24 protein-coding genes, 1 tRNA gene and 1 pseudogene are annotated in these 24,338 nt (G+C 31.8%); 11 read left to right on the forward strand and 15 right to left on the reverse strand.

Going from position 1 to position 24,338, the window contains the following annotated elements; translation table 11 throughout:
• Positions 1-406: 406 nt before the first annotated feature.
• From BMX64_RS07430 to BMX64_RS07475, 10 genes and pseudogenes are all read right to left on the reverse strand, one after another.
• The gene (locus tag BMX64_RS07430) at positions 407-691 is read right to left on the reverse strand and encodes a DUF6520 family protein (RefSeq protein WP_091169446.1); all 285 of its coding nucleotides are present in this window, start codon (positions 689-691) and stop codon (positions 407-409) included.
• Between the two features lie 81 nt (positions 692-772).
• Positions 773-2,293, reverse strand: coding sequence for a MauE/DoxX family redox-associated membrane protein (locus BMX64_RS07435; RefSeq protein ID WP_091169450.1), 1,521 nt, complete (start codon positions 2,291-2,293; stop codon positions 773-775).
• Between the two features lie 105 nt (positions 2,294-2,398).
• Positions 2,399-3,298, reverse strand: coding sequence for an AraC family transcriptional regulator (locus BMX64_RS07440; RefSeq protein WP_091169454.1), 900 nt, complete (start codon positions 3,296-3,298; stop codon positions 2,399-2,401).
• A gap of 184 nt (positions 3,299-3,482) precedes the next feature.
• On the reverse strand, positions 3,483-4,721 hold the full coding sequence (locus BMX64_RS07445) for a site-specific integrase (RefSeq protein ID WP_091169458.1): 1,239 nt from the start codon (positions 4,719-4,721) through the stop codon (positions 3,483-3,485).
• Between the two features lie 273 nt (positions 4,722-4,994).
• Positions 4,995-5,075: transfer RNA gene (locus tag BMX64_RS07450), tRNA-Tyr, on the reverse strand.
• A 174-nt stretch (positions 5,076-5,249) separates the two neighbouring features.
• Positions 5,250-5,636 (reverse strand): annotated as a pseudogene (locus BMX64_RS07455) (TlpA family protein disulfide reductase); the annotation flags it as partial.
• Between the two features lie 18 nt (positions 5,637-5,654).
• Positions 5,655-6,419: a DUF4369 domain-containing protein gene (locus tag BMX64_RS07460; protein ID WP_091169466.1), complete on the reverse strand. Its 765-nt coding sequence runs from the start codon at positions 6,417-6,419 to the stop codon at positions 5,655-5,657.
• A gap of 360 nt (positions 6,420-6,779) precedes the next feature.
• Positions 6,780-7,013: a hypothetical protein gene (locus BMX64_RS07465; RefSeq protein WP_091169469.1), complete on the reverse strand. Its 234-nt coding sequence runs from the start codon at positions 7,011-7,013 to the stop codon at positions 6,780-6,782.
• A gap of 166 nt (positions 7,014-7,179) precedes the next feature.
• Positions 7,180-7,620, reverse strand: coding sequence for a KTSC domain-containing protein (locus BMX64_RS07470; protein ID WP_091169475.1), 441 nt, complete (start codon positions 7,618-7,620; stop codon positions 7,180-7,182).
• A gap of 173 nt (positions 7,621-7,793) precedes the next feature.
• Positions 7,794-8,039, reverse strand: coding sequence for a hypothetical protein (locus tag BMX64_RS07475; protein ID WP_091169479.1), 246 nt, complete (start codon positions 8,037-8,039; stop codon positions 7,794-7,796).
• A gap of 92 nt (positions 8,040-8,131) precedes the next feature.
• Here BMX64_RS07475 and BMX64_RS07480 point away from each other — a divergent pair, with 92 nt between their 5' ends.
• Entirely contained in the window at positions 8,132-8,677 is a 546-nt protein-coding gene (locus BMX64_RS07480) for a hypothetical protein (RefSeq protein ID WP_091169483.1), read from the forward strand.
• Between the two features lie 26 nt (positions 8,678-8,703).
• On the opposite strand, the gene BMX64_RS07485 is transcribed toward BMX64_RS07480, so the two are convergent.
• Together BMX64_RS07485 and BMX64_RS07490 are read right to left on the reverse strand one after the other, a co-directional pair.
• On the reverse strand, positions 8,704-9,099 hold the full coding sequence (locus BMX64_RS07485) for a response regulator (protein WP_091169487.1): 396 nt from the start codon (positions 9,097-9,099) through the stop codon (positions 8,704-8,706).
• Positions 9,096-11,933 carry a PAS domain S-box protein gene (locus tag BMX64_RS07490; protein ID WP_091169490.1) on the reverse strand — a complete coding sequence of 946 codons (2,838 nt, stop codon included), beginning with the start codon at positions 11,931-11,933 and terminating at the stop codon, positions 9,096-9,098. Before BMX64_RS07490 ends, BMX64_RS07485 begins: the two co-directional genes overlap by 4 nt.
• A gap of 296 nt (positions 11,934-12,229) precedes the next feature.
• Between BMX64_RS07490 and BMX64_RS07495 the strand changes: the two genes are divergently transcribed.
• The 6 genes from BMX64_RS07495 (at position 12,230) to BMX64_RS07520 (ending at position 16,629) form a co-directional block, all read left to right on the forward strand.
• Positions 12,230-12,382: a hypothetical protein gene (locus BMX64_RS07495; protein WP_091169492.1), complete on the forward strand. Its 153-nt coding sequence runs from the start codon at positions 12,230-12,232 to the stop codon at positions 12,380-12,382.
• Between the two features lie 11 nt (positions 12,383-12,393).
• Positions 12,394-12,636, forward strand: coding sequence for a hypothetical protein (locus BMX64_RS07500; RefSeq protein WP_091169495.1), 243 nt, complete (start codon positions 12,394-12,396; stop codon positions 12,634-12,636).
• A gap of 18 nt (positions 12,637-12,654) precedes the next feature.
• On the forward strand, positions 12,655-13,035 hold the full coding sequence (locus BMX64_RS07505; RefSeq protein WP_091169497.1) for a YchJ family protein: 381 nt from the start codon (positions 12,655-12,657) through the stop codon (positions 13,033-13,035).
• A gap of 111 nt (positions 13,036-13,146) precedes the next feature.
• Positions 13,147-14,265 (forward strand): vWA domain-containing protein, encoded by a 1,119-nt coding sequence (locus BMX64_RS07510; RefSeq protein ID WP_091169499.1) that lies wholly within the window; start codon positions 13,147-13,149, stop codon positions 14,263-14,265.
• A gap of 85 nt (positions 14,266-14,350) precedes the next feature.
• Positions 14,351-15,814, forward strand: a complete 1,464-nt coding sequence (locus BMX64_RS07515; protein WP_091169501.1) for an AAA family ATPase — start codon at positions 14,351-14,353, stop codon at positions 15,812-15,814.
• Between the two features lie 221 nt (positions 15,815-16,035).
• Positions 16,036-16,629: a 2OG-Fe(II) oxygenase gene (locus BMX64_RS07520; RefSeq protein WP_091169505.1), complete on the forward strand. Its 594-nt coding sequence runs from the start codon at positions 16,036-16,038 to the stop codon at positions 16,627-16,629.
• A 17-nt stretch (positions 16,630-16,646) separates the two neighbouring features.
• Here BMX64_RS07520 and BMX64_RS07525 read toward each other — a convergent pair whose 3' ends face one another.
• Together BMX64_RS07525 and BMX64_RS07530 are read right to left on the reverse strand one after the other, a co-directional pair.
• Positions 16,647-17,642: a metal-dependent hydrolase gene (locus BMX64_RS07525; protein ID WP_091169510.1), complete on the reverse strand. Its 996-nt coding sequence runs from the start codon at positions 17,640-17,642 to the stop codon at positions 16,647-16,649.
• Between the two features lie 94 nt (positions 17,643-17,736).
• On the reverse strand, positions 17,737-18,807 hold the full coding sequence (locus tag BMX64_RS07530; RefSeq protein WP_091169513.1) for a DUF3667 domain-containing protein: 1,071 nt from the start codon (positions 18,805-18,807) through the stop codon (positions 17,737-17,739).
• A 322-nt stretch (positions 18,808-19,129) separates the two neighbouring features.
• Between BMX64_RS07530 and BMX64_RS07535 the strand changes: the two genes are divergently transcribed.
• From BMX64_RS07535 to BMX64_RS07550, 4 genes are all read left to right on the forward strand, one after another.
• Positions 19,130-19,630: a CAP domain-containing protein gene (locus BMX64_RS07535; protein WP_091169516.1), complete on the forward strand. Its 501-nt coding sequence runs from the start codon at positions 19,130-19,132 to the stop codon at positions 19,628-19,630.
• A gap of 554 nt (positions 19,631-20,184) precedes the next feature.
• On the forward strand, positions 20,185-20,670 hold the full coding sequence (locus BMX64_RS07540) for a SixA phosphatase family protein (RefSeq protein WP_091169520.1): 486 nt from the start codon (positions 20,185-20,187) through the stop codon (positions 20,668-20,670).
• On the forward strand, positions 20,667-22,745 hold the full coding sequence (gene ppk1, locus BMX64_RS07545) for a polyphosphate kinase 1 (protein WP_091169524.1): 2,079 nt from the start codon (positions 20,667-20,669) through the stop codon (positions 22,743-22,745). Before BMX64_RS07540 ends, ppk1 begins: the two co-directional genes overlap by 4 nt.
• 91 nt (positions 22,746-22,836) lie before the next feature.
• Positions 22,837-23,727, forward strand: coding sequence for a Ppx/GppA phosphatase family protein (locus BMX64_RS07550; RefSeq protein WP_091169532.1), 891 nt, complete (start codon positions 22,837-22,839; stop codon positions 23,725-23,727).
• A 12-nt stretch (positions 23,728-23,739) separates the two neighbouring features.
• Here the strand turns inward: BMX64_RS07550 and BMX64_RS15835 are convergent, their stop codons facing one another.
• Positions 23,740-24,315 carry a DNA polymerase III subunit gamma/tau gene (locus BMX64_RS15835; RefSeq protein WP_244273267.1) on the reverse strand — a complete coding sequence of 192 codons (576 nt, stop codon included), beginning with the start codon at positions 24,313-24,315 and terminating at the stop codon, positions 23,740-23,742.
• Between the last annotated feature and the right edge of the window lie 23 nt (positions 24,316-24,338).

The following is a 24,338-nucleotide window of genomic DNA, read 5'->3' on the forward strand; positions in this document are numbered from 1 at the left end:
ATTATTCATGGTTTATTATTGTTTTTTGGTATTCATGAATCTTCGATTTCACTGCCTGAAAATAAAAAGCTTAAAAACTACCTTGAATTGCCGTTCCATGCCCCGAGCCGTTCGTCCTGCGGACTCAACTCGCGGAGCACTGCCACTTCAATTCTTCGTTGTTTTTTTATGCTTTTTCTTTAAGGGCGGGAGAAGAGGGACTAAAGGAACGTTTACTATTGCCGGTTCTTTTTTGTGTATTAAAGAATGAGTTTACTTTTTTCCTTCATGAAAAAGAAACAAAAAATATTCATGGGTTGTTATTAATTTAGGGGAGTTCATGAATCACTGAGTTCCCATTGTGGAACAATATTAAAAATAAGATGCAGTTTCCTTTGCGGGAAGCTGCATCTTACAATTTTTGCTTCTAGTCAATCACTTTGAATAAGTTGACGCTACAAGCATTCCCTTCGTTTTTATCAAAAACTTGTCTGGGAGTTGCCTCACTGGACATACATAGCTGACCAGTGTTTACAGGAGTACAATCTACATTAACTTGGAGACAGTCTTCGGGGGAAGGATTCTGAATGTATCCCGAAATTAAAACCGTTTTTTTTGACTCCTTGATTTTAGCTTCATTAGTGCTAACCGCTGCAGCACTCGCTAATGTGAATGCCAATACTGGCAGAATCACTTTTACAATTGTTTTCATAGTAAAAAAAATTAAATTAAAATTTTGACTTACTCTTTTTTACAGGTTTTCAGTCTCAACCCTGTCACTAGCGCCAGTAAATTATTTATATTGTTTTGTATTGTAAATCATGGCTTTGGGGATATTGAAAAAATCTTTACCCAAACGGTATTTGTGTATGTGGTGACCAATTATTGCAAACAAATTATTTCCGGATATCAGCATCGATTGTACTTTGGCTCCATTTACATCATAAATATAAATGCTAGACAAATAGATGTTTCGCTCGATGTCGTACACATCTACAATTGCTGCTTGCTTCCACATCTTTTTGGATTCGAAGCGTCCTATTAGCTTGGAATTAATAAAGAGTAAATTACCAGACACGGCAGTAAGTTGGTTTACTGTGGACGGAAGAGAAGCGATTTTTCGTTGTCCTGTCTCCTTTATAAATGTCACTTTGAGTTTTGCTTTACTTGTAGTGTCAATTGTGTTTCCTCTATACTTTAAGTCGCCGTTTTTATCAGCGACTAAAAATTGATTGCGATAATAATAGACATACACCAATTTTTGAAGTTTTGAATCATAGAGCATCATACCATCTGTATCAAAGAAACCATCAATTTGTTTTTGTAACAGGTTGGGAGCATATTGTACCTGCAGACTATCTGAGAAAGTAAAAATTCCCAATATGTTGTTTGATGATTTTAGTTCTTGTGCCCGAAATGCAATTTTGTCTGCAGCTATAACTTCAGCTTTAGAAAAATAGTAATTATTGCTATGCATTATTAATTTACCTTTCCAGCTTGCTATATCTCCTTTATAAATCACCGGAACTGTACCATCCATCAAGTAAAAGTTTGGAGGTATTATTCGCACTTGAACGGTACTAAATGGAAAATTTTCTCTTTCTAACTGGATTTTATATTGGTTTTTTACTTTCAAACTAGTGTCAAAAGCAGTTATGTGAAGCGGTGCTTTATTATCACCCATGTAAATTGTGCTATTATTTCCTCCAACAAAATATAACGAATTACTTTTTAGATCTATTTCAGCAATTTTTGTTGCTGAACCTTGAATAAAGCGGCGGATAAATGGATTTTCGCGATGCATTGTGTTTTCGGAATTAATGTATAGTGCCACTATTATGGTAGGTGCTACAATTGTGATACTTATTAATCCAAAGATTGTTTTCGATTTATTTCTTGTACTAATCAAGCAAGCTGTTGCTGCCAAGATTGTAAAAACAACATTAAATATTAAGTGTTCTTTCCATCCTAGTTTTTCCAATATACCACCGCAAGAACATGGAACGAAAGACGAATAATTGAGAATTACAATTATGTATGCGGTAAACATCACCATTAATACAAATGATGATAAAAGGCCTACAAAGCGGGTTTTAGGAAAAGCAAGAAGTAAGGCAATTGTAAATTCCACTATTAAAACAGCGTAGGAAATAAATCCAGTATACGCACTTAATAACGGGGATTGACCCAGCTGCGCTTGAAAATTTTGGAATTCGAGTACTTTACTCAGTACGCTATAGACGAATAATAGAATTAATAAAACACTTATTATTTCGATAACTACTTCTTTGAACTTGGTACTATAACTTTTCATAACTCTACAGGATTAGTACTGTAAAATTCTATCATTTAAATTTGTAATGTTATGCAAATCAGGCATTTCGTTATTCAAAAATAAAACAGTGCAAAAATATTAGGGTTAAAGATTTTCGTCAGGTCTTGAAATGTCACTTGGGTTGTAGCCAAATCTTTTTTTGAATGCTTTGTAGAAATTAAGGTAGACCTTAAAGCCATTCAGATATGCAATTTCTTTTAAAGAAACGGAGGTTTGTCGAATCATGAGATGTGCTCTTTTCAAGCGTTCTTCTTGATAAAAGTTATAAACACTAGTTTTAAGAAAGGTTCTAAAACCATTTTTTAATATGTGTTCTTCAACAGCAAACATTTGTGCCAAGGAATGTAAAGTGGGTAAAGGTTCATCCAGATGACTTAAAATATAATCATGTAAATTTTGTACTGCAGTAACTTCATTGTGTTTGCGAATTTTTGAACCAGAGAGACGGTCGTTAATGTCGCGCATGTCTTCAAGTATGGTTGATACTGAACTTACAATTATTTCATCGCTGTATAGTAATCGTGATACCGTGCAAAATGATTGCATTAGGTGATTATCACCAGTAATGAAAAATAATTGCAAAGAAGTGGTGTAATTGGAGTTTTTATCTAATTCATCAAGAATACCATTCCAAAGATCTTTCGATTGCTGATCAATCAATTTTCCAAAATCGGTATTGACAATTGTATCCGGTTTATATTTAAGAGTGAGTGGCACCTCATTATTAAAATTCAATAAAACAAAATCATTGTCCAATACAAATGTCGATTGAATTAGATTTTGATACGGGTAGTAAGCGGTTATATATCCTGATGCCAGAATTATTTTTTGGAGATCTTCTGCAATTTTATTTAATGCTGCAGCAATATTTTTTAATTCATCATTACTATTATCTTGGATGCGGAAGGTCATATTTCCAATTGCCATTTCGAAAAGCATTTGGTAAATACGTTTAATCCGGACCTGATTAAATTGGTCTGACATAATTATATAATTTGAAGTGATTTGCTGGAGGAAGAAAAGGGAAAACCTTTGCAAACCTATCTAAATAAATTATACGAAGCTAAAAGTGTAGTGTGCAATTCGGGAATTACACACCTGATTTGGAGCTATTTTTAAATTAAAAAGCATTACAATTTACTTGCAATGCTTTTTAATTTTTGGTTGCTTAAATTATTTCTTGCTTAGCTGCTGGTAAACTAAATTTCTCACGCAGTAAGTTCATGTCGTCACTTACTTTTCTATCGAGAACTTTAGCGTAGTGTTGCGTCGTGCGTAGATTTTTATGTCCCAACATTTTACTCACGCTTTCAATAGGAACGCCATTTGTTAGGGTTATAGAGGTTGCGAAGGAATGTCTTGCCATGTGAAAGGTTATTTCTTTTTGGATGCCGCACACGTCTCCTATTTCTTTTAAATAGCTGTTCATTTTCTGGTTGCTTAGTACAGGCAAAATACGGTCCTCATCAATACATTTAGGATGGTTAGAATATTTATGAATCAAATCTTCTGCAATTGGGAGTAAAGGTATTTTAGATCTTGTATCTGTCTTTTGTCGGTTTTTAAAGATCCACTTATTACCGTCAATGCCTATTCCTAAATGGTCACTTCTTAACTGCTGCACATCGATGTATGCTAAACCGGTAAAACAGCAGAAAATAAAGATATCCCTAACTTGTTCCAAGCGTGCATTCATAAATTTTTTTGCATAAATCTTTTGTATTTCTTCCTCTGTTAAAAACTCTTTGTCGATTTCATAAACTTTGCCTTCATACTTGCTAAAAGGATTTTTCTCAAGCCAATCATTGTTCAGGCATATCTTGATGATTTTCCTAAAATTCCGGATGTATTTTACAGCGGTATTGTTGGCGCAGTTTTTAATACTTCTCAGATAAAATTCAAGGTCGGTTATCATTGCGTGATCAACCTTATTAATTAAAATATCTGAAGCATTATATTTCCACAACAGGAAATTTTGAATATGATTTAAAGTAACCTCAAAGCGCTGCAGAGTTCCATATGCATACTTTTTCCCGACCAATTCTTTCATTTTGTCATTATGATCCTGAAATATGGGAATAAGTGTTCTATGGTTTTTATACAATCCTTTAATTATCGATTGTACGTTTTGGAGAGATACATCTTCGTCCTTATGAATTAAGTCCATTTCGGCACTTAAAACCTTTGACCTCATCATGTCGAGATAACTATTTATTGAACGGGCTTCTTCCGTGTTCCCTTTCATTTTCGCTAGCTCCGTTGACCATTTTGCTTTGTCTATGAATTTTTTAGAACTAAATTCAGTTCGTTCGCCATTAATGGTTAACCGAACATAAATAGGCAAATTACCGTTAACATTCATTTTTGTACTTTTTGCATAAAAATGTAAAGTGATTTTTGTTTTCATAGTGGTGACCTTTTAATTATTATTCAATTTATATTACTGAGTAATAACAAACAAGATGTACATCTTTTGAACTGCATAATGAACAGGCTGGAAGCACAGTGTTTGCAAGCCTTAAGAAGATTAAGCGAGACCCTAGAATTGAATTTTTTCTAGGGTCTCGATTTTGCCCCTTAAGATTTAAGATTGAATGAATATTTTGAAGTTGTCAGAAAAACAAAAACCCAGTAAATCATAAGATTTACTGGGTTTTGAGATTGAATGAATTCTCAATCGTGGGGAGAGCAGGATTCGAACCTGCGAAGTTTACACAGCAGATTTACAGTCTGCCCTCGTTGGCCGCTTGAGTATCTCCCCAAGTCTCAATAAGCATTGCTTATCTTGCTAACCGGGTGCAAATATAGGAACAGTTTTGAAGTTTCCAAACTATATTTGCACTTAATTTTACTATTATTTTTAAAGTATTGGTATTGAATAAAATAAAAAAATCTCCACTAGGGAGATTTTTTTTATTTGTATCAAATAAGGTCTTTATTTTGCTAAAAGCTCTAAAATTTTGGCTCTAAGTTCAGCTCCTCTTAAATCTTGTGCTACTACATTTCCTGATGCATCAAGAATAAAAGTGGCAGGGATAGATTGAACTTTATATTGAGCTGCTATTGGTTCATCCCAAAATTTTAAATTTGAAACATGATTCCAAGTTAGTTTGTCTTTTGCAATAGCATCTTTCCAAGCTTTCGCATCTTTATCTAAAGATACACCAATAATGTTAAGACCTTTACTGTGTAACTCTTTGTAAAGCGCCACAACATTTGGGTTCTCTTGACGACAAGGTCCACACCATGATGCCCAGAAATCAACAATTGTAACCTTTCCTAAATTTTCTTTAAGAGAAATTATTTTCCCTTGAGGATTAGGACCTGAAAAATCTGCTCTTCATTTAGCGTCACCAGCTGGAGCTGATGCAGCAGGAGCAGCTCCAACAGAAGCTGGTGCTTTCATTTCTGCTAGTTTAGTTTTGATTGCTAAACCTGGTTTTGTTTTTTTCAATGATTCCTCTAAGCTATTGTATAACTTTTCAGATTTTGCAATATCGGCACTTTGGTCATTTAACATACCTTGAATAATCAAAGCTGAGATGAATGATTTTGGATGTGTTTCAGCATAAGAAATATATTTAGCTTTTGAAGCTACACCAACTTCTTCTTGTATCTTAGAAAATTCTTGCATCAACTTGTTGATAACAACAGTGTCTTTTGTTTGTTGTGCAGCATTCATTGCTTGCATGTTATTATTTTGGAAATCCATTAGTTTCTTTTGAACTTTAGTGATTTCGTCATTGAATTTTACGTATTCGTCATTATTGTAAGTTCCTGAAACTTTAGATTTTTGTATGCTGTCTTTGTTGATGACAACTTCAATATCTCCATTTTCTAAAATAAGAGGCACTTTACCTTGAACACCTTCAACTTGTAATGTATGAAAAGAAGGCTCAGTAGTTTTTCCTTCAATTTCAAATTTACCATTTTCAACTTTTACAGTATCAACAGCGATTAGACCCATTCCATTTGCATCTTGAGTTTCAAGAATGATGGTTTTACCATTTTCAATTCCAGTTGCGATTCCAGAAATAGTGTATTTATCTTTAGTACATGATACCAATACAACAGCTGCCGAAAGTAAAAAAATTATTTTTTTCATTATTAATTAGTTAATTGAGTTAAGTGTGCAAAAGTATTTAAAAAATATAAAATACAAATAAAATTACAACCTAAATTTTTGTTATAATTTTAGTATTATTTGTGTATAATATGTGTTGTATTAGAAATTATTTCAATAAATGAGCAGTAGGAAGTGTTATTGTGTAAATGTTATGGATGCTTAGAAAGTTCTTTTTTGAAATTAGATTCAATTTGAAAATAGAGTTTAATCCATAATAATAAATTCTTATTTTTTCAAGGATGTATAAGTGAAAAATGGAGTGAAGGTTAACTACAAAGTTTTATTTATTCAACTTACTAAATGAAATTTCTTGGTAGTCTAATAAGTTATTTAAAGAGATTACTTGTCTTGCATTAAAAAATTGTGTTTAATAATAGCGGATTCAGCATGCTCCAGTTCATTTGCAGTTATCTTTATGTCTAAATTTATTGTTCTTAATTCTTTGTGTAAAATAGAGCAAATAGGATTTGACTGCAAGTTAAAATCGATTTGAGCTTTTTGTTTTTCAAGAATGTCAAGAGTTTCCTTTGCTTTCTTATATTGAGATTGATACAGAACACTTAGGTCTTTCATAACATAGAATTTATGCTAAAATACTAAAATTAAGTCATATTACAATACTGGTTTATTCCATTAATTACATTTGATCATTACGTATAAATACCCATTATAAATGATTAGAAATAAAAAAGCACTCTTAAAAAAGAGTGCTCAAATATGTTTGATGCTTAAATAAAAACTAGTCTTGATTGATTGTTTTTCTCCAAGTAAATGAATTCAAGATGTGTCTTTTTGCAAATCTTCCAGGAGAATCAGCATTTACCATTTTTACATAAGTCGCTTTAGGAACACTAATGTATTCATAAACACTTCCATTTGAAAAATTGATAATCAATCTGCCCTCAACAAACTTGTAATCTGAAATTGTAGCAGTTGCTATTGTTTCAGTATATTCAGGTAAGTTTTGTTTTAAAGTTTCAGGATTGATGCTTACCAAGAAATGATATGCTTCAATAATTTTTTTACTGTTTTCTTCTGCAGCTTTCAATCCGGCGTCATCGCCTTGAAATTTATCAGGATGCGCTTCTTTCATGGCATTACGATAAATCGTTTTCAAATCTTTAAGCTCTGCAGTTTTGTCTACATTTAGCAGTTTGCGGTATTCAACTATTTTTTTCATAAATAAGGTAACTACTTGTCTTCTAATATAAAATCAATGTAATTTGATTTTAAAATCGACAAATTTTTTGCAAAGGTACACTTTTTTTTATTTTTTTTGTTTAAGACAAAAAAATATTCAAAAAAAAGTATTTAATGGTTAACTATTTAAAGAAAAAATAGCCTTTGAGCGTTTTATTGTTGGGGTTTGTTGTTCGCTTTATCAAAGTTTTTCGATTTTTTTGGATATTTATTATAGCTGATATCACTAGGATTTTCTATTATTGATTTTATCGTAATCCAATCACCAACAGCATATTTTGTAGCCATTTTATAATCCAAAAGATATTCACCACAAAAATAATTATTGTTTTCATCTTTTTCCATTATTCCGGTGTAAACTCCTTTTTGTAACATTTGTTCTTGTGAAGACTTTGTCATAATCAATTTAATTTTATGTAATTCTATTTTGCAAAGTTAATCAATTATTGAATCTTTTGCTATGTTTTAGGCTTTCTGGTTACTTTTGTGCTATGGAAAAAATATTTAGACCAAACCCAAATTCATTTAAAAATACTTTCTGTGTATTTCATGAAGTTTCTATTGATTCAATATTGGGATTGAAAATTCAATTTGACAGTAAATCGGGAAGTAAATATTATTACACTATACAAGGGATGTATCGCTTGTCAAATCATTGGGGACGATTGGCTAACAGCAAATGGCGTTTAGAACCTTTAGAATCCGTAACTGATTCTAAAATTAAATTGGGTTTTGCTTCTTGGGATACTTTTTATCCTGATAATGCTTTGGAAGAACTATATTATTTAGAGGCAGATTACAAAAAGAAAATAGTTAATTATCAGCATAAAAATAATCCAAATTATGATAATAAAGCAGTATTGAGAACTAGTTTTGAAACGACCAAACGAATCAAGCAGGCTAGAAATTTATTTAATTTAACTTCATGGGCAAAGTATTTTGACTATGAAGATTTAGATGTTTTGAGACAAAAAATTATTGATCAATTAATCTTTACCAATAAACCTTTGGAAGATATCAAAAAAGATTTTTTTTAATATTAATGATTTTTTAGTTAAGATATTTAATCATTAGAAGCTATTAATACTAAATCATTTATAGTGACTGGCTTTGATAAATAACCTAAAATGTCAGCATAGGTTTTTGATCTGTTTTTATCCTCAATTGAAATAGACGAACTCACAATATATACGGTTATTTGTTTATTAAACTTTGATTTCATCAATGCCATTTCTTCCATAAATTCCCATCCGTCCATTATTGGCATGTTGATATCCAATAAAATTATATCCGGAAGAGCGGTATCTTTATCTAATGTCTCCTGTAAAGCGTCTATTGCTATTCTTCCGTTTTTGAAAGAAGAAACTGCTGAAAACATTTCGGATCTTTGAATGATTTTATTAACAATAATTTGATAAATGGCATCATCGTCTATAACCCAGATTATTTTTTTTGTCATTGAATATAGATTTTAAATGTTGTTCCAACATTGGGTTCGCTTTCCACAGTTATATTTCCTCCCATGGCGTCAATTTGATTTTTTGTGATAAACAATCCAATTCCTTTTGAATCTAAATTGTTAGAGAATGTTTTGTACATTCCAAAAATTTTATCTGCATTTCTGACAAGATCAATCCCAATCCCATTATCCGAAATTTGAAGAACTTTCATGTCATTCTCCATGAAAAATTTAATTGTTATAATGGCTTTACGCGACGGATGTTTATACCGAATGGAATTAGAGATAATATTATAAAGAACACTCTCTAGATAGGCTGGATTATAATTTATCATTGTGTCTTTTGGTATTTCTGTCGAAATAATCACGTCATGGGATGTGATTTGTTTAGAAAGGACATTTTTTACCGTGATGATATATTGCTCTAAATTTAATGGTTCCGAGACTAAACCAATATTTGTTCTAATGTTTATGACTTCATTTAAGTGAAGCATAGTCTCGTTGAGTGAACATGAAACTGTCTTTAATAATTCCATCATTTGATCTCTTTCTTCTTCGGATTCGGATGATTCAATTAAAGACACAATAGATGCTATATTACTGGTGTGTGATCTTAGGTTATGAGAAACGATATAAGAAAAATTAAGAAGTCTTTTATTTTGTTCTGTTACTAAATTAAAGGAAGCGTTCAAATCTTTTTCAGCTTCTTTTGTTTTAGAAATATCAATCATAATACCTCTTAAACTTATAGCCTTACCATTTTCAAAAATTATATTAACAATATCTCTTAGCCAAACAATCGAGCCATTTTTGGCAACCATTCGATATTCAAAATCATGATTTAAATTCTGATCCGTTTTCAGCTTACAATAATTTTGAACCCAATCTTTGTCTTCTGAATAAATATGATTTTGCCAAAAAAACGGGTTTTCTAACCATTCCTCTGGAGTATATCCCAATATGCTTTCTGCTTTTTGACTAATAAAATTGAAGGAAAAGGTCTTAGCATCACATTCCCACACGATTCCGTCAATAGTATTGATCAATGACTCAACCCTTTGTTGCGATTTTAGAATAATGTTTTCCGATGATTTACGAACCGTAATATCCTGTGTGGATACAATTATTCTTTCTAATGTTTTTTCATAACCACGAATCACATTCCACCTTATATTTACGTCTCGGCATTCACCATTATAATTTTCTATTTTAGAGTCAATAATTAATTGTTTCTCACCTTGGGTGATGGCAATTAGCTGTTTTATGAAATCATCTATCGCATCTTTATCGGCTATTTGTTTGAGTCCAGAAATTAGTTCTTTTTTACTTTTCGCTCCATAAAGACTCAAACACATCGTATTCACATCAATAATTTTGACTAATTTGATACAATTGAATACTACAACAGGATGCATTGTTAAATACAGTAAAACTGTTTCTGGATTTTCATCAATAAGATTCAATTCTTCTAAATAACTTTTCACCTCTGAGAAATCTTTTTCTAATAAAGGTATAGGTGAATCATCAAAGAGACTTTTAAATCGTATTTCACTTTTTTTAATTATTTGAGCAGTTTCTTTTTGTAAAGTGATGTCTTCTACAATAACAATGTTAGTATTGTATTTCGAATTTGCTTCTAAAAATGGTGTGACAGTCTGATTAACCCATACAATTTTACCTGATTTAGTAATGTATTGATTTTCCCTAGAATGTTTTTTTATTTCCTTTAATTTTTTCTTATCCAATGTATCATTATTGGAATCATTAGAATTTGTTACTGGCTGAAAATTTTTCTCTCTCATTTCCCGCAATGTATATCCTAACATATTACAGTATTGTTTATTAATTTCAAGATACTTACCTGAAATGGTATCCACAAGTGCTATTCCAACAGATGCTTGATCGAAAATAGTTTTGAATTTTATTTCACTATTTAAAAGCTTTGTTGCTTGGGAGTTTACTAAAAACTGCAATTCTTCCGGTATTTTTAAAAGTGTGTAAATTAAAATGCCAAAGAGTCCTGCTAGAATAAATCCTATAATTGCCGGAATTAAAATTTGAGAATAAAGATAATTCTGTTGTTTCGATATTAAATAGATTTTCCAGTCACCATCTGGGATTGTTGTTGAGATAGTATAATTATTGGAAAAATTAGTTTTATTTGGTAAGTAAAAAATTTCTTTTTGTTCTTTAGCATCATACTTTGAAAACTGAAAATAATATTTTGAATCATCAACATTATTAATTCCAGATGATTCCAATAAAGTTTCTAATTTGATAATAACTGCTGAAAAACCCCAGAATTTATTATTTTGAAAAACCGGAAATCTTCCTACAATTCCCACTCCGCCTTGTTTTAATTTCAAAGGTCCTGCAAAATACATTTTTCTGGTTGAAATTGATTTTAAGGCTTCTCTTTTGAGATAGGGCGAAGTCAGTATGTTTAAGTTCATAGCGGCTCCATTTTCTATCATTGGATACGTATATTTTATTATGCCATTTGGGACCAATTGAACGGCATTAATACTGGTGTTTGATTCAACAAGTTTTTTGCCTACATAATCAAAATTTTCAGGAATGCCCTTGTCATTAATTGTTAATGCGAGTGTTAGCGTGGTGGTGTAACAATTTTTAAGAGATTGTTCAATATTTTGATGAACAACATGAAGGATATTATTCATTTCTCGCTGCTCGTCCTCTTTGATGAGTTTATATTGCTGCCACACAATAAAACCTGCAATATAACTCAAAAACAGGAATGTGAAAAAACCCGTTATTTTTGGTCTGCTAAAGAACCATCCGATGAATTTGGTGTGTTTTTTTTCAGACTCCATTTATTAATTAGGTAGGTTTTCTAGAAATTCATTATTCAAAAAATAAATATATAAAAAAAATATATAAGAGCATACTATTTTAAAATTATAGTTATATTCTTAATTTAAAATCCTTTAAATTCTCATTTTTGAATTAATAGTGCTTCTTGGATTATCATTTTTGATATAAAAACTAATTATTGCAAAGAAAGCATCTCTAGAAACGAGAAATTTTAGATAAGATTTGAAGAAATAAAGCGAACTTTGCAGTAATTATTGAATCAAATAACGGATTTGATTATTTAAAAGTAAAAAGTATGAGCAGAAATAACGAAAGAAATATTAAAAAACACAACGATAAGTTGCACAAAGCACAGGATAAAGTCAAACAAGCGGAGATGCTACGCAAAGAAAAATTGAAACAAATCGTTAAGAAGTTCAATGAAAATAACGCTACGGAGAATAATTAAACCACTAAATCATGGAAAAAAATAAATTTAGCGAAGTGAAAAATGGAGTTCAGCAAATAATTGATTTTATTGCCGAAAAAAATGCCCGTGAAGCAAATAATAAATTAGTGGAAGTTAGCGAGCAATTAGATGAACTCTTAGATTTTGCTGAAGAGGATGAAGATCTAATGGAAATAAGCCGCTATCAAGTATTGCTGAATCAGTTGCATCAAAAAATAATAGGGCTTAACGGACAGGCAACGAGTCCGATTTAAACATTTTTTATAAATAAAATGATTCAAAATAAATGTTATTGCGGTTTAGAAAAAATCTTTCAGGATTGTTGTGAACCAATTATAAAAGGCATTCAAAAAGCGCCTACAGCTGAATCCTTAATGCGTTCTAGATATTCGGCGTATGCAACGCATCAAGCGGATTATTTACTGGAATCCACTCATATTTCTGAAAGAAAATACTATTTGAGATCTGAAATTCTTCTTTGGGCAACCAGTAACCAGTGGCTTAAATTGGAGATTTTAAAGTCCACCGAAACTATCGTAGAATTCAAAGCTTATTTTTTGGACAGCAAACTTCAAAAACAAATTCATCATGAACTTTCGACTTTCAAACTCGAAAATGGAAGTTGGTTTTATGTCGATGGGAAATTTTTTTAATAATTTTCTCCTTAATATTAAATACAGTTTAATATTGTCTATATGTTTTTAACTAAAAATTAATAAACGTTTGTCTGGACTGCATTTTAAAATGATGTAATTTTAAAGTCTATGAAAAATGACAATAAAAAAGGATTTTATTTCAAGCAATATGAAGCGCCATTTCAGTCTCCGTTTGATAAGCTCTTTGGTATTTTCAAAGAATTAATCACACATACTTCAGGAGATTTTGATGAAGCAATCGATTGGTTGCGGGAATTAGACAAAGAATATAAACTCACCGATGAACATTACACCATTGATGATTTTATTGAAGATTTAAAGAAAAAAGGCTACATCCGAGACGAACTCAAAGACGATGGAACTTCTGGAATTGGAATTACCGCCAAGACGGAGCGAGCTATTAGACAACAAGCTTTAGATAATATTTTTGGTAATTTAAAACGTTCAGGAAGCGGGAACCACAAAACCAAACATTCCGGAAATGGAGATGAACACACCGGTGAATTTCGGGAATTTCATTTTGGTGACGGACTCGAACGAATTTCATTGACGGAAAGTTTACGCAACGCCCAAATCAATAATGGAGTCGCGGATTTTATGTTGACCGAAAATGATTTAGTTGTCGAAGAAACACAGTATAAATCCCAGATGAGTACGGTTTTGATGATTGATATCAGCCACAGTATGATTTTGTATGGTGAAGATAGAATTACACCCGCCAAAAAAGTAGCAATGGCTCTTGCTGAATTGATTACAACACGTTACCCAAAAGATACGTTAGATATTCTGGTTTTTGGAAATGATGCCTGGACGATTGCAATTCGGGATTTACCGTATTTAAAAGTGGGTCCTTATCACACGAATACGGTTGCCGGTTTACAACTAGCCATGGATATTCTGCGTCGAAAACGAAATACTAACAAACAAATTTTTATGATTACCGATGGGAAACCGAGTTGTGTTCGCGAAAAAGACGGTTCCTATTATATGAACAGTAATGGACTCGATGAATATATTGTGGATAAATGTTACAATCAGGCGCAACAAGCCCGAAAATTACACATTCCAATCACCACTTTTATGATTGCGAACGATCCGTATCTGCAAAAATTCGTCAATAAATTTACGGAATCAAATCAAGGTAAAGCATTTTATACCGGATTAAAAGGACTGGGCGAAATGATTTTTGAAGATTATGAAACTAATCGAAAAAAGAGAATAAAATAGAAGTCAGTTTACAGTCACAGTTGTCAGTTCGAGCGCAGTCGAGAACAAATTGACAAACCATAACATAACAATTTCAAAAAGCAATATGAAAATAGAAAATATAACAACACTCGGAGAATTAAAAAAATCAGGTTACGAAAGCAAAAGCATTAAAGATGAGTTGCGTTCTAATCTTAGAGAAAAAATAAAATCGGGAAAACTAACATTCGATGGCGTTCATGGTTTTGAAAACACCGTAATTCCTGAATTGGAGCGTGCTATTTTATCACGTCACAACATCAATTTGTTGGGCCTTCGTGGTCAAGCCAAAACCAGATTGGCGCGCAAAATGATTGAATTATTAGACGAATACATTCCGTTTGTGACTGGTTCCGAAATTAATGATGATCCGTTGCAACCGATTTCCCGTTTTGCAAAAGACATTATTGAAACCAAAGGCGATGCAACTCCAATTTCATGGTTGCATAGAAGCGACCGTTTCTTCGAAAAATTAGCTACGCCGGATGTTACAGTTGCGGATTTAATAGGTGACGTCGATCCAATAAAAGCAGCCAATTTAAAACTGTCTTATGCGGATGATCGTGTGATACATTTTGGGATGATTCCAAGAGCGAATCGTTGTATTTTTGTTATTAATGAATTACCTGATTTACAGGCGCGAATCCAAGTAGCGCTATTCAATATTTTGCAGGAAGGCGATATCCAAATTCGAGGTTTTAAGTTGCGAATGCCACTTGATATGCAATTTGTTTTCACGGCAAATCCTGAGGATTATACGAATCGTGGTAGTATTGTAACGCCATTAAAAGACAGAATAGGTTCTCAAATTCTAACGCATTATCCGGAAACCATTAAAATTGCCAGAACCATTACAGAACAGGAAGCAAAACTAGATGCAACGCAAAATGATATGGTTTACGTGCCTTCATTGGCAAGGGATTTATTGGAACAAATCAGTTTTGAAGCTAGAGAAAGCGAATATATTGATAACAAAAGCGGTGTGAGTGCACGATTGAGCATTACTGCTTTTGAGAATTTATTAAGTACTGCAGAAAGAAGGGCGCTGAAATCCGGAGCTGATAAAACAACTTTGCGTTTGTCTGATTTTATGGGAATTATTCCTGCCATTACTGGAAAAGTGGAGTTGGTTTATGAAGGAGAACAGGAGGGAGCTGCCGCTGTAGCGCAACATTTATTAGGCGATGCAATTCATACTTTCTTTCCTGCTTATTTTCCAAAAATTGAAAAATTAGAAAAAGAAGGAGTCAAAAATGCCTATACGGATATCATTGAATGGTTTTTTGCCGAAAGCGGTTTTGAATTATTAGACGATTGTTCTGATGAAGAATACGAAAGAATTTTGGGAAGTATTGTTCCGCTTGAAATTTTAATCAAGAAATACCAACCGCAACTGGAAAAAGAAGATAAATTTTTCATGAAGGAATTTATTCTTTGGGGATTGGTTGAATACAAGAAACTGAGCAAAGACCGCTTTTCAGAAGGATATCAGTTCAAGGATATTTACGGAAGTTTTATCAGTAAACTATAAAAAACGTACTGTTTTCACCAAAAAAAAGTCATTTAAGAAATCAACATTTTGTAGTTTCTTAAATGACTTTTCTGTTTAAAATTGAAACTGTATTTTTATATTTTTCTCGCTATAGGTGTTAGTTTACCATTTAATTTTTTATTTATTTCAGAATCAGTCTTTAACGATTTTTATTAGTCTACCTTGTCCCGTTGGCGGTATTTTCAGTCAATGCAAAAGTCATGGAAAATAGCTTTGAGGATTTAATTGCCTCTTATATTGAAAATAAAGTGGGGATATCTGAACATTTTTTGAGTACTGATTTGGCCAATAATCTCAAACAAAATTTGATTGTTTTGAACCAAAAAAGCCTGCTGATGGAAGCTGGAATTGGCAACTCAGAGAAGGTTTCTTATGATGGTGCGATACGAAGCGATTCTATTTATTGGTTGGATAAAAAACACAACAATGCATTCGAAAATGAATTCTTTGCCCAAATAGAAGCCTTTATTATTTATTTGAATCAAAGTTGTTATGCCGGAATAACGGGTTATGAGTTTCATTATTCGTTGTACGAATCGGGTGATTTTTATCTAAAGCATTTGGATCAATTTAAAAATAATCCCAGCCGAAAATACTCGATGATTAGCTACTTGAATAGCAATTGGCTAGAAAGTGATGGTGGCGAATTACTTATTCATCAATTGGATAACAATCAAAAAATTTCGCCCACTCAGGGTAAAACTGTTTTCTTTAAGAGTGATGAATTAGTTCATGAAGTTTTGGTTACCCAAAATACTAGAATGAGTATCACAGGATGGTTGAAGAGTGATTGATATTTATAAAAAAACTTCTAGTTTCCTTTCAATCGAATCACTATTTTTTGAAGAAGTCGCTTTCCGTCTCTTTTGTTTTTAGGGACTTCTATCGCTTTCAATCCTGCGTTGTTTGCAATAAATTGATAACTGAAAGCAAACTGTGGGTTTTTTGGGTTGTCATTTAACAATCCAAAGCGCAAATCATTGAAGTATAAAGATTGATTTTTTTGAGAAATGATATACCAGCCTTCGCTGGCTTTTTTCAGTTTCTCAAAATCTGAATTTCCTTTTAACTGTGATTCTAAAATTTTATTTTTGTTGTAAGCAGTAAAGGAAATGGGTTGCGTGTCAAAAAGAGAGTAGTCGCCTAATACGTAATTATCTGCAGTAGCTACGTTGGCATTCCATAAAATGAGGTTGAAAGCGGTAGGTTTTACAATAATTTCAGAATAGTGGATTCCTTGTTTTGTTAATGCTTTTTCAAATTGGTTTAAGGCGTATATTTTTATAAAACAGGACAAAAGCAAATAGAAACTACTGATGAATAATCCTCTGATGATGTATTTTTTACGAAGTATGGTGTCTTTTGTTTTCCAGACCAAAATCAATGTAATCACAAGCGGAATGGTATAGAGCGGATCAATAACAAAAATGGTTTTTAACGCAAACCGATAGTCCAAAGGCCATAAAATTTGTGTGCCCCAAGAAGTAAACATATCCAATAGCACATGGGTAAACAAACACCAAAAAACCATGCCAGATGCCTGAATAAAGTTGATTTTCTCTCTTTCTATTTTTGAAATAATCCAGCCCAAAATAGGCGATAAAAACAAAAAAAGAAAAAGAGAATGACTGATACCACGATGAATCAAGATAGTATCTACAGGATTTAAGAATAGTCCTACTAAAACATCTAAATCGGGAATTGTGCCCAGAACTGCACCGTATAAAACCGTTTTGTTTTTAAGTTTTTTGCCAGCGCATACTTCGGCTATGGCAATTCCTAAAGCGATTTGAGTAAAAGAATCCATGCTACAAAAGTAACCGTAATTATGTGATTTTAAAAGTGGTTTATAGAATAGTTTTTAATTGCCAAAGCTTATTATTTTTATAAAAATAGATTTTTTAGTTTAAATTAATATAGGTGTACAATGCGTACAAGACCATTATTACACTGATAATAATTAAATTGATTACAAACACCAAAGTACTTTTAACAGCAGAAATGAAATAAGTTTCACCATAAAAGAGTCGATGTGCTGGAAAAAAATAATAGAACATCCAGAGAATACCTATGGATTTAATCCCCAGATGAATCCAGCTTAAACTAATTGAACTTTCAGATAACGAAAAGAGTTTATCTATAAAAAACAGTAATAATATTAATAGCAGCAAAAACGAAAAGAAATGCAATGTAAAGATACCGTGATCATAATAGTACCATTTTTTTTTATCATGAAAAAGCCATAATATTAGAGCAAAAACCGGCATATACAAAAACAATACTTTAGGCAGATTATTAGCAAAGGACTGACTGAACTTTTCTATAATTTCCTCGTTTGTATTCTCTTCTTTTACCGCCAGCCACTTTTTGAGAAACCAATATTTAGTTTGACTTACTTTTACTTTTTCAGTACCATGAATTTGTATTGAATCGAGTTCATTAGTGTTTTTATATCCAAAATCTGTAATTTCTTTGGGATTAATATCTTTAGTATCCTGAAGTATTTTTTTAATTGTATCGTTGTTTTTCTGTGAAATCAAGCCTACTTTGGTAAGCCCATCGACACTTTTTTCATCAATATGCAATGAGTCAAGAGAAGGTACATTCTCTGTTTTTGTTTTAATTTTATCGGCTTTCACTATTTCCTTAGAATTTTCATCCGGAAACAGCGATATGAGAAAAAAAGTAATAAAGCTGAGGAAAATATACAGCCGTACAGGTGGCAAAAAGGACAAACGTTTTCCTAAGACATAAGCTTTAGTTAGAGCTGCAGGCTTGAATATGAGATAGATGATAGTTCTCCAAAATTTACTTTCATAATGGGTAAAGTCTTCAAAAAAATGAACAAACAAGTGATAAAAAGTTTTGCGAACCTTAGCATTTTCCTGTCCACAATTAGGGCGATATCGCTGTTCAACCAAGTGACTACAGTTAAGACAATTTCTTTCCGATCGTAATGGTTCTTTTGACATTAGTTTTAAATTTATTTCAAGTTTACAAAGCTATAAAACTTTTAACCTACTTCTTAGCACCTTAACAAAGTGTATTTTTGAAAAATCCGGTTTACATCTCTATTTAGTTAATCTTGTAAACAGTACTTCCAATTAATTACTATTTTCATTAGTATTTATATAAGAAAAAACATATATTAATTGTTTTTTTATGTATTTAATCGATAATATTAGGTACTTAAACGATATTATTCATACTTTTAATTGTGAAATAAAAAAACACAAGTCTAAATCCTAAAGAAGTTTGCCCCACAATCTACTTTAAACTTAAACTACTACAATTATGAAAACAAAATTACTCCGTGTAGTATTACTTTCTTTAGTAATATTTATGATGAATTCATGTTCGTCTGATTCTGATGCAGCTACAGTAGAAATTAAGTCTGAAGTAATTGAAAATTATTCTTATACTACATCTGAATTGGAAACAATGAATTTGATTAACGAATATAGAATAAGTGTAGGATTAAATGCTCTACAAAAAATAAATCATTTATCTTATAAAGCGGAAGAGCATGATGATTATATGATTGAAAATAACATTGTAAATCACGATAATTTTACAGATCGCTCTCAAAATATTATTAAAGCATTAGGAGCTAAAAGCGTAAGTGAAAATATAGCATATAATTATAGAACACCTCAAGCAGTTATAGATGCTTGGTTGCTAAGTGTAGGACATAAAGAAAATATCGAAGGAAATTTTACTCATTTTGGTATTTCTATCAGAGAAAATCCAGTTAATGGAAGAAAATATTACACAAATATTTTTGTTAAAATATAATTTGTTTTTAATTGAAAAAGGCTATTATCCCCCAATGATAGTCTTTTTTATTTATACTATCAAACATTATAAAATGATCTACTATAGTCTTAGTTTAATTTTAGAATAGATTCAATTCTGATTTCTAATGTTTATCAGATTGTTTTATTATAGTTTATCAACTACACTTCTACTCGCATTCGGAATATCAAAACGATCTTGTTTTGAATCCTTTTCTACTAATTTTTAAAGATCAATTTTCAAGCTTTTTATTCTTCAATTTATTTAAATTACCCCGCTATATAGCAATTATAAGGATATTTATTTCCAAAATTATTTCTTTTTATCAAGTTTAGGTATTTAAATGTTTATTTAAATAAAATGTATGTTATTGAAAATTATGGTTTTATAACCCTTTAAAATTTTCAATACAATTTTGATTGATACCTTTTTAATTTTTTCGGAGCTACTTTCATAAAATAATGATAAAAGGTTTAAGGATTAGCTTTTGTTTTGTAAATTGTATCTGATTATTTCGAACTATTTGCTAATTGATTCCAAATTTATTTTTCATTATGAAAAACTTAATATTAATACGGCATGCAAAATCAAGTTGGGAATCTCCCTTACATGACAAGGATCGTGCTTTAACAACTCAAGGAATTCAAGACGCACATATTGTTTCTTCACACATAAGTGATTACATTCCCAAAACCTATATAATCTGGACTAGTGGTGCAAGAAGGGCGACAGATACTGCGTTAATTTTTGCTCAAAATATTTCATATCCTCTTGAATGTATCGTTTACAAAGACGACCTTTATACTTTTGAAGAAAAGAAATTAGAAAAAATCATCAAATCATGCAGTAATATTTTCGAAAGTGTTATTCTTTTCGGACACAACGAAGCAATTACAGATTTTGTTAATAAATTTGGAGATATTTTTATCAAAAATGTTCCAACAGCTGGTTTTGTATCATTAGAATTTGATACTGATGATTGGAAAAAAATAAAGAAAGGTAAAATAAAAAAAATAATATTCCCCAAAGATTTAAAATGAATAAAGTAGTAGAACATAAATATATTGATCGAGAAAAAAGTTGGCTGGCTTTTAATGCGCGAGTACTTCAAGAAGCAGGTGACAATTCAGTCCCATTATTAGACAGGTTACGATTTTTAGGTATTTTTTCAAATAATTTAGATGAGTTTTTTAGGGTTAGATTTGCAGCTATCAGACGATTAAGTTTAACTGGGATATCTGGAGAAAAATACCTCGGTGGAATTTCTGCGCAACAATTAGTAAAAGATATTACCGAAATTGTTATCCAGCAACAATCAGAGAGTTTACGAATATTAAACAATATTGAAACAGAACTCGAAACTAAGAACATATTCATCATCACTGAAAATGACATTTCTATTGAACAAGAAATTTTTCTGAAAGATTTTTTTATTCAAAAAGTGAGCCCTGAATTGGTAACCATTATCTTAAATGATTTAGCAGAATTTCCGGTATTGAAAGATACTTCAGGATATTTAGCGATTAAATTGGTAATGAATAAAAATTCTGAAGTTCGGTATGCAGTAATCGAAATTCCTAAAACGATTAACCGTTTTGTTGTTTTACCATCCAATAACGAAAAACAGTACATTATACTTCTAGATGATGTTATTCGACATAATTTGAGTAATATTTTCAATATTTTTGATTACAAAAGCGTTTCGGCTCACATGATCAAAATAACCAGAGATGCGCAACTTGACATCGATAGTGATTTAAGTAAAAGTATGATTGAAAAAATATCATTAAGTGTAAAAGACAGAAGAATTGGAGAACCGGTGCGTTTTATTTATGACCAATTAATCGAAGAAGATACTTTGAATTTTTTCTTAGACAAAATGAAAATTGTTTCCACTGACAGCATTATTCCGGGCGGAAGATACCACAACAGAAGGGATTATATGGATTTTCCAAATCTTGGTAGATATGACTTATTATATCAAACAAACGATCCACTTCCTATTCCGGGATTAAGTCTTGAAGGAAGCATGCTCGAAAAAATAAGCGAGAAAGATTATTTATTAAACGCGCCTTATCAATCCTTTTCCTATTTGACCAAGTTTTTGCGTGAAGCGGCTTTAGATCCCAAAGTAATTTCGATAAAAATTACCTTGTATCGATTAGCAAAAAACTCTCAAATTATCAGCTCTCTTATTAATGCGGCCAAAAACGGAAAAAAAGTTACCGTTCAAATCGAATTGCAAGCTCGTTTTGATGAGGCTTCCAATATTTCCTATGCAGAACAAATGCAGCTAGAAGGTATAGAACTTATTTTTGGAATTAAAGGTCTCAAAGTTCACAGTAAAATATGTGTCATCGAAAGAATTGAAAATGAGAAAATAAAACGATATGGTTTTATTTCAACAGGAAATTTCAACGAATCTACCGCCAAAGTATATACTGATGTTACTCTTTTTACATCTCATCAACAGATTTTAAAAGATATCATGCGGATATTCGAGTTCTTTGACATCAATTACAGGGTACATCGCTACAAACATCTTATTGTTTCTCCGCATTATACCAGAACAAGATTTGTGAAGTTGATTGACAGAGAAATTACGCATGCGTTAGCCGGAAGGAAAACACATATTAAGTTAAAAATGAATAGTTTATCTGATTTCGCAATGATTGATAAATTATATGAAGCAAGTAGAGCCGGAGTAAAAATTCAACTTGAAGTCAGAGGAATTTGTTCCTTAATTCCTGGAATTCCCGGAATGAGTGATAATATAGAAGCAATAAGTATTGTCGATAATTATCTGGAGCATTCTAGAATTTATATTTTTGGAAATGCCGGACAAACAGAAGTTTATATTTCGTCAGCGGATTTCATGACTAGAAATCTGGATGGAAGAGTTGAAGTGACATGTCCTATTTACGATCAGGGAATAAAAAATGAGCTGATAGACAATTTTGATATTGGCTGGAAAGGTAACGTGAAAGCGCGTTTTCACTCGTATAAATTAGATAATAAATACCGCGCTAGAAATCATAATCCTATTTTTAGAGCGCAATTAGAAACGTACAAATACTATCAAAAAAAACTGGAAGAAGTTCTACATGATAAATAAAAAGTATAATTAATGGCTTATAAACGGACTGGATTTTATAATCCTAATAACTACGAAATTGGCACTATAATTAGTAAATAACGAATCGAAAATGATTAAAATAAAGAAATATGCAGCAATTGATATTGGCTCCAATGCCATGCGTTTGTTGATTGCTAATATTGTGGAACAGGAGGGAAAAGAGCCTCAATTTAACAAAAGTTCCCTCGTTCGTGTACCCATTCGTCTTGGTCAGGACGCTTTTACAGTTGGTGAGATTTCAGAAGAGAATATCGAAAGAATGTGTGATGCCATGAAGGCTTTTAATCTTTTGATGAAAGTACATAAAGTGGAACGCTATATGGCTTTTGCAACCTCAGCGATGCGAGAAGCGTATAACGGAAAAGAAGTTGTAGCATTAATTAAGAAAAAAGCAGATATAAAAATAGAAATTATTGATGGAAAAAAAGAAGCAGCCATAATTGCATCAACTGATTTACATCATTTGCTGAAAACAGATCAAACCTATCTTTTTGTCGATGTTGGCGGTGGAAGTACCGAGTTTACGTTGTTTTCTAATGGTAAAATGATCAACTCAAGATCTTTCAAAGCTGGAACCGTTCGTTTATTGAATGACATGGTTTGCGATGTCGTTTGGGATGAAATTGAAAAATGGATTAAAGCAAATACAGAAGAATACGATGAAGTTACTTTGATAGGGTCTGGCGGAAATATAAATAAGCTATTTAAAATGTCCGGTAAATTACAGGAAAAGCCGCTTTCTTATATTTATATGAATTCGCAATATGCGTTTTTAAATTCTCTGTCTTATGAACAAAGAATTTCTGAATTAGGTCTGAATCCGGATCGTGCCGATGTAATTATTCCTGCAACAAGAATTTATCTGAATGCAATGAAGTGGAGTGGTGCACGAAATATTTATGTACCAAAAATTGGTCTTTCGGATGGAATTGTAAAAGCAATGTATTACGGTAAAATATAATTTTAATGCAGATTATGCATCTAAATCTAATCCAAATGTTGTGCGTAAAAGCTCAATATTTGGATTTATTTCTAATAATCTGTTGTAGCGGTCTTGGTCATTAAAACTTCTTTTGTTTTCTATACTTTCATTTACAATAACCTCAATTGTAAGGTCATGATTTTGCAAATGACCTTTTAAATGCCCTAAAAGTCCATGTATTTCCTTTTCAAAATCTAATTTTGATCCTTCATTAGGCAATTCAATTGTGATGGCGGTTCCATTTAATTTTGGATCGTTAATAAGTAACAAAGATTCCATAATTCTATATCCTTTGTCGCCTAAACGTTGCGCATATTTATTCCATTGTAGCAACATTTCAGTCTCTGAGAAAGCTTCTGTTGGCAAATGAAGCACTTCTTTGACGATTCCTTTATTACTTTCTTCTAATGCTTTTTTGGCACGAATACTGGCTAATGAAAATGCAGAAACCTTTGGTCCATCGGAATGTGAAATGTTTATTTTTGTTGCTGGAGTAGGTAATGGAATTGATGTAACAGCAGCTGTAGTTTCCGGTTCTTTTAATGGAACTGATTCTATAACTGGCATAGCAGGTTTTGAATCGTCAATTT

The sequence above is a fragment of the Flavobacterium sinopsychrotolerans genome, from assembly GCF_900110375.1.
In the GTDB taxonomy this organism is placed as follows: Bacteria; Bacteroidota; Bacteroidia; order Flavobacteriales; family Flavobacteriaceae; genus Flavobacterium; species Flavobacterium sinopsychrotolerans.

Excerpts from the sequence above, each read along its gene's own strand:
- BMX64_RS07430 (WP_091169446.1), bottom strand. The coding sequence starts at position 691 with ATGAAAACAATTGTAAAAGTGATTCTGCCAGTATTGGCATTCACATTA.
- BMX64_RS07435 (WP_091169450.1), bottom strand. The coding sequence starts at position 2,293 with ATGAAAAGTTATAGTACCAAGTTCAAAGAAGTAGTTATCGAAATAATA.
- BMX64_RS07440 (WP_091169454.1), bottom strand. The coding sequence starts at position 3,298 with ATGTCAGACCAATTTAATCAGGTCCGGATTAAACGTATTTACCAAATG.
- BMX64_RS07445 (WP_091169458.1), bottom strand. The coding sequence starts at position 4,721 with ATGAAAACAAAAATCACTTTACATTTTTATGCAAAAAGTACAAAAATG.
- BMX64_RS07460 (WP_091169466.1), bottom strand. The coding sequence starts at position 6,419 with ATGAAAAAAATAATTTTTTTACTTTCGGCAGCTGTTGTATTGGTATCA.
- BMX64_RS07465 (WP_091169469.1), bottom strand. The coding sequence starts at position 7,013 with ATGAAAGACCTAAGTGTTCTGTATCAATCTCAATATAAGAAAGCAAAG.
- BMX64_RS07470 (WP_091169475.1), bottom strand. The coding sequence starts at position 7,620 with ATGAAAAAAATAGTTGAATACCGCAAACTGCTAAATGTAGACAAAACT.
- BMX64_RS07475 (WP_091169479.1), bottom strand. The coding sequence starts at position 8,039 with ATGACAAAGTCTTCACAAGAACAAATGTTACAAAAAGGAGTTTACACC.
- BMX64_RS07480 (WP_091169483.1), top strand. The coding sequence starts at position 8,132 with ATGGAAAAAATATTTAGACCAAACCCAAATTCATTTAAAAATACTTTC.
- BMX64_RS07485 (WP_091169487.1), bottom strand. The coding sequence starts at position 9,099 with ATGACAAAAAAAATAATCTGGGTTATAGACGATGATGCCATTTATCAA.
- BMX64_RS07490 (WP_091169490.1), bottom strand. The coding sequence starts at position 11,933 with ATGGAGTCTGAAAAAAAACACACCAAATTCATCGGATGGTTCTTTAGC.
- BMX64_RS07495 (WP_091169492.1), top strand. The coding sequence starts at position 12,230 with ATGAGCAGAAATAACGAAAGAAATATTAAAAAACACAACGATAAGTTG.
- BMX64_RS07500 (WP_091169495.1), top strand. The coding sequence starts at position 12,394 with ATGGAAAAAAATAAATTTAGCGAAGTGAAAAATGGAGTTCAGCAAATA.
- BMX64_RS07505 (WP_091169497.1), top strand. The coding sequence starts at position 12,655 with ATGATTCAAAATAAATGTTATTGCGGTTTAGAAAAAATCTTTCAGGAT.
- BMX64_RS07510 (WP_091169499.1), top strand. The coding sequence starts at position 13,147 with ATGAAAAATGACAATAAAAAAGGATTTTATTTCAAGCAATATGAAGCG.
- BMX64_RS07515 (WP_091169501.1), top strand. The coding sequence starts at position 14,351 with ATGAAAATAGAAAATATAACAACACTCGGAGAATTAAAAAAATCAGGT.
- BMX64_RS07520 (WP_091169505.1), top strand. The coding sequence starts at position 16,036 with ATGGAAAATAGCTTTGAGGATTTAATTGCCTCTTATATTGAAAATAAA.
- BMX64_RS07525 (WP_091169510.1), bottom strand. The coding sequence starts at position 17,642 with ATGGATTCTTTTACTCAAATCGCTTTAGGAATTGCCATAGCCGAAGTA.
- BMX64_RS07530 (WP_091169513.1), bottom strand. The coding sequence starts at position 18,807 with ATGTCAAAAGAACCATTACGATCGGAAAGAAATTGTCTTAACTGTAGT.
- BMX64_RS07535 (WP_091169516.1), top strand. The coding sequence starts at position 19,130 with ATGAAAACAAAATTACTCCGTGTAGTATTACTTTCTTTAGTAATATTT.
- BMX64_RS07540 (WP_091169520.1), top strand. The coding sequence starts at position 20,185 with ATGAAAAACTTAATATTAATACGGCATGCAAAATCAAGTTGGGAATCT.
- ppk1 (WP_091169524.1), top strand. The coding sequence starts at position 20,667 with ATGAATAAAGTAGTAGAACATAAATATATTGATCGAGAAAAAAGTTGG.
- BMX64_RS07550 (WP_091169532.1), top strand. The coding sequence starts at position 22,837 with ATGATTAAAATAAAGAAATATGCAGCAATTGATATTGGCTCCAATGCC.
- BMX64_RS15835 (WP_244273267.1), bottom strand. The coding sequence starts at position 24,315 with ATGCCAGTTATAGAATCAGTTCCATTAAAAGAACCGGAAACTACAGCT.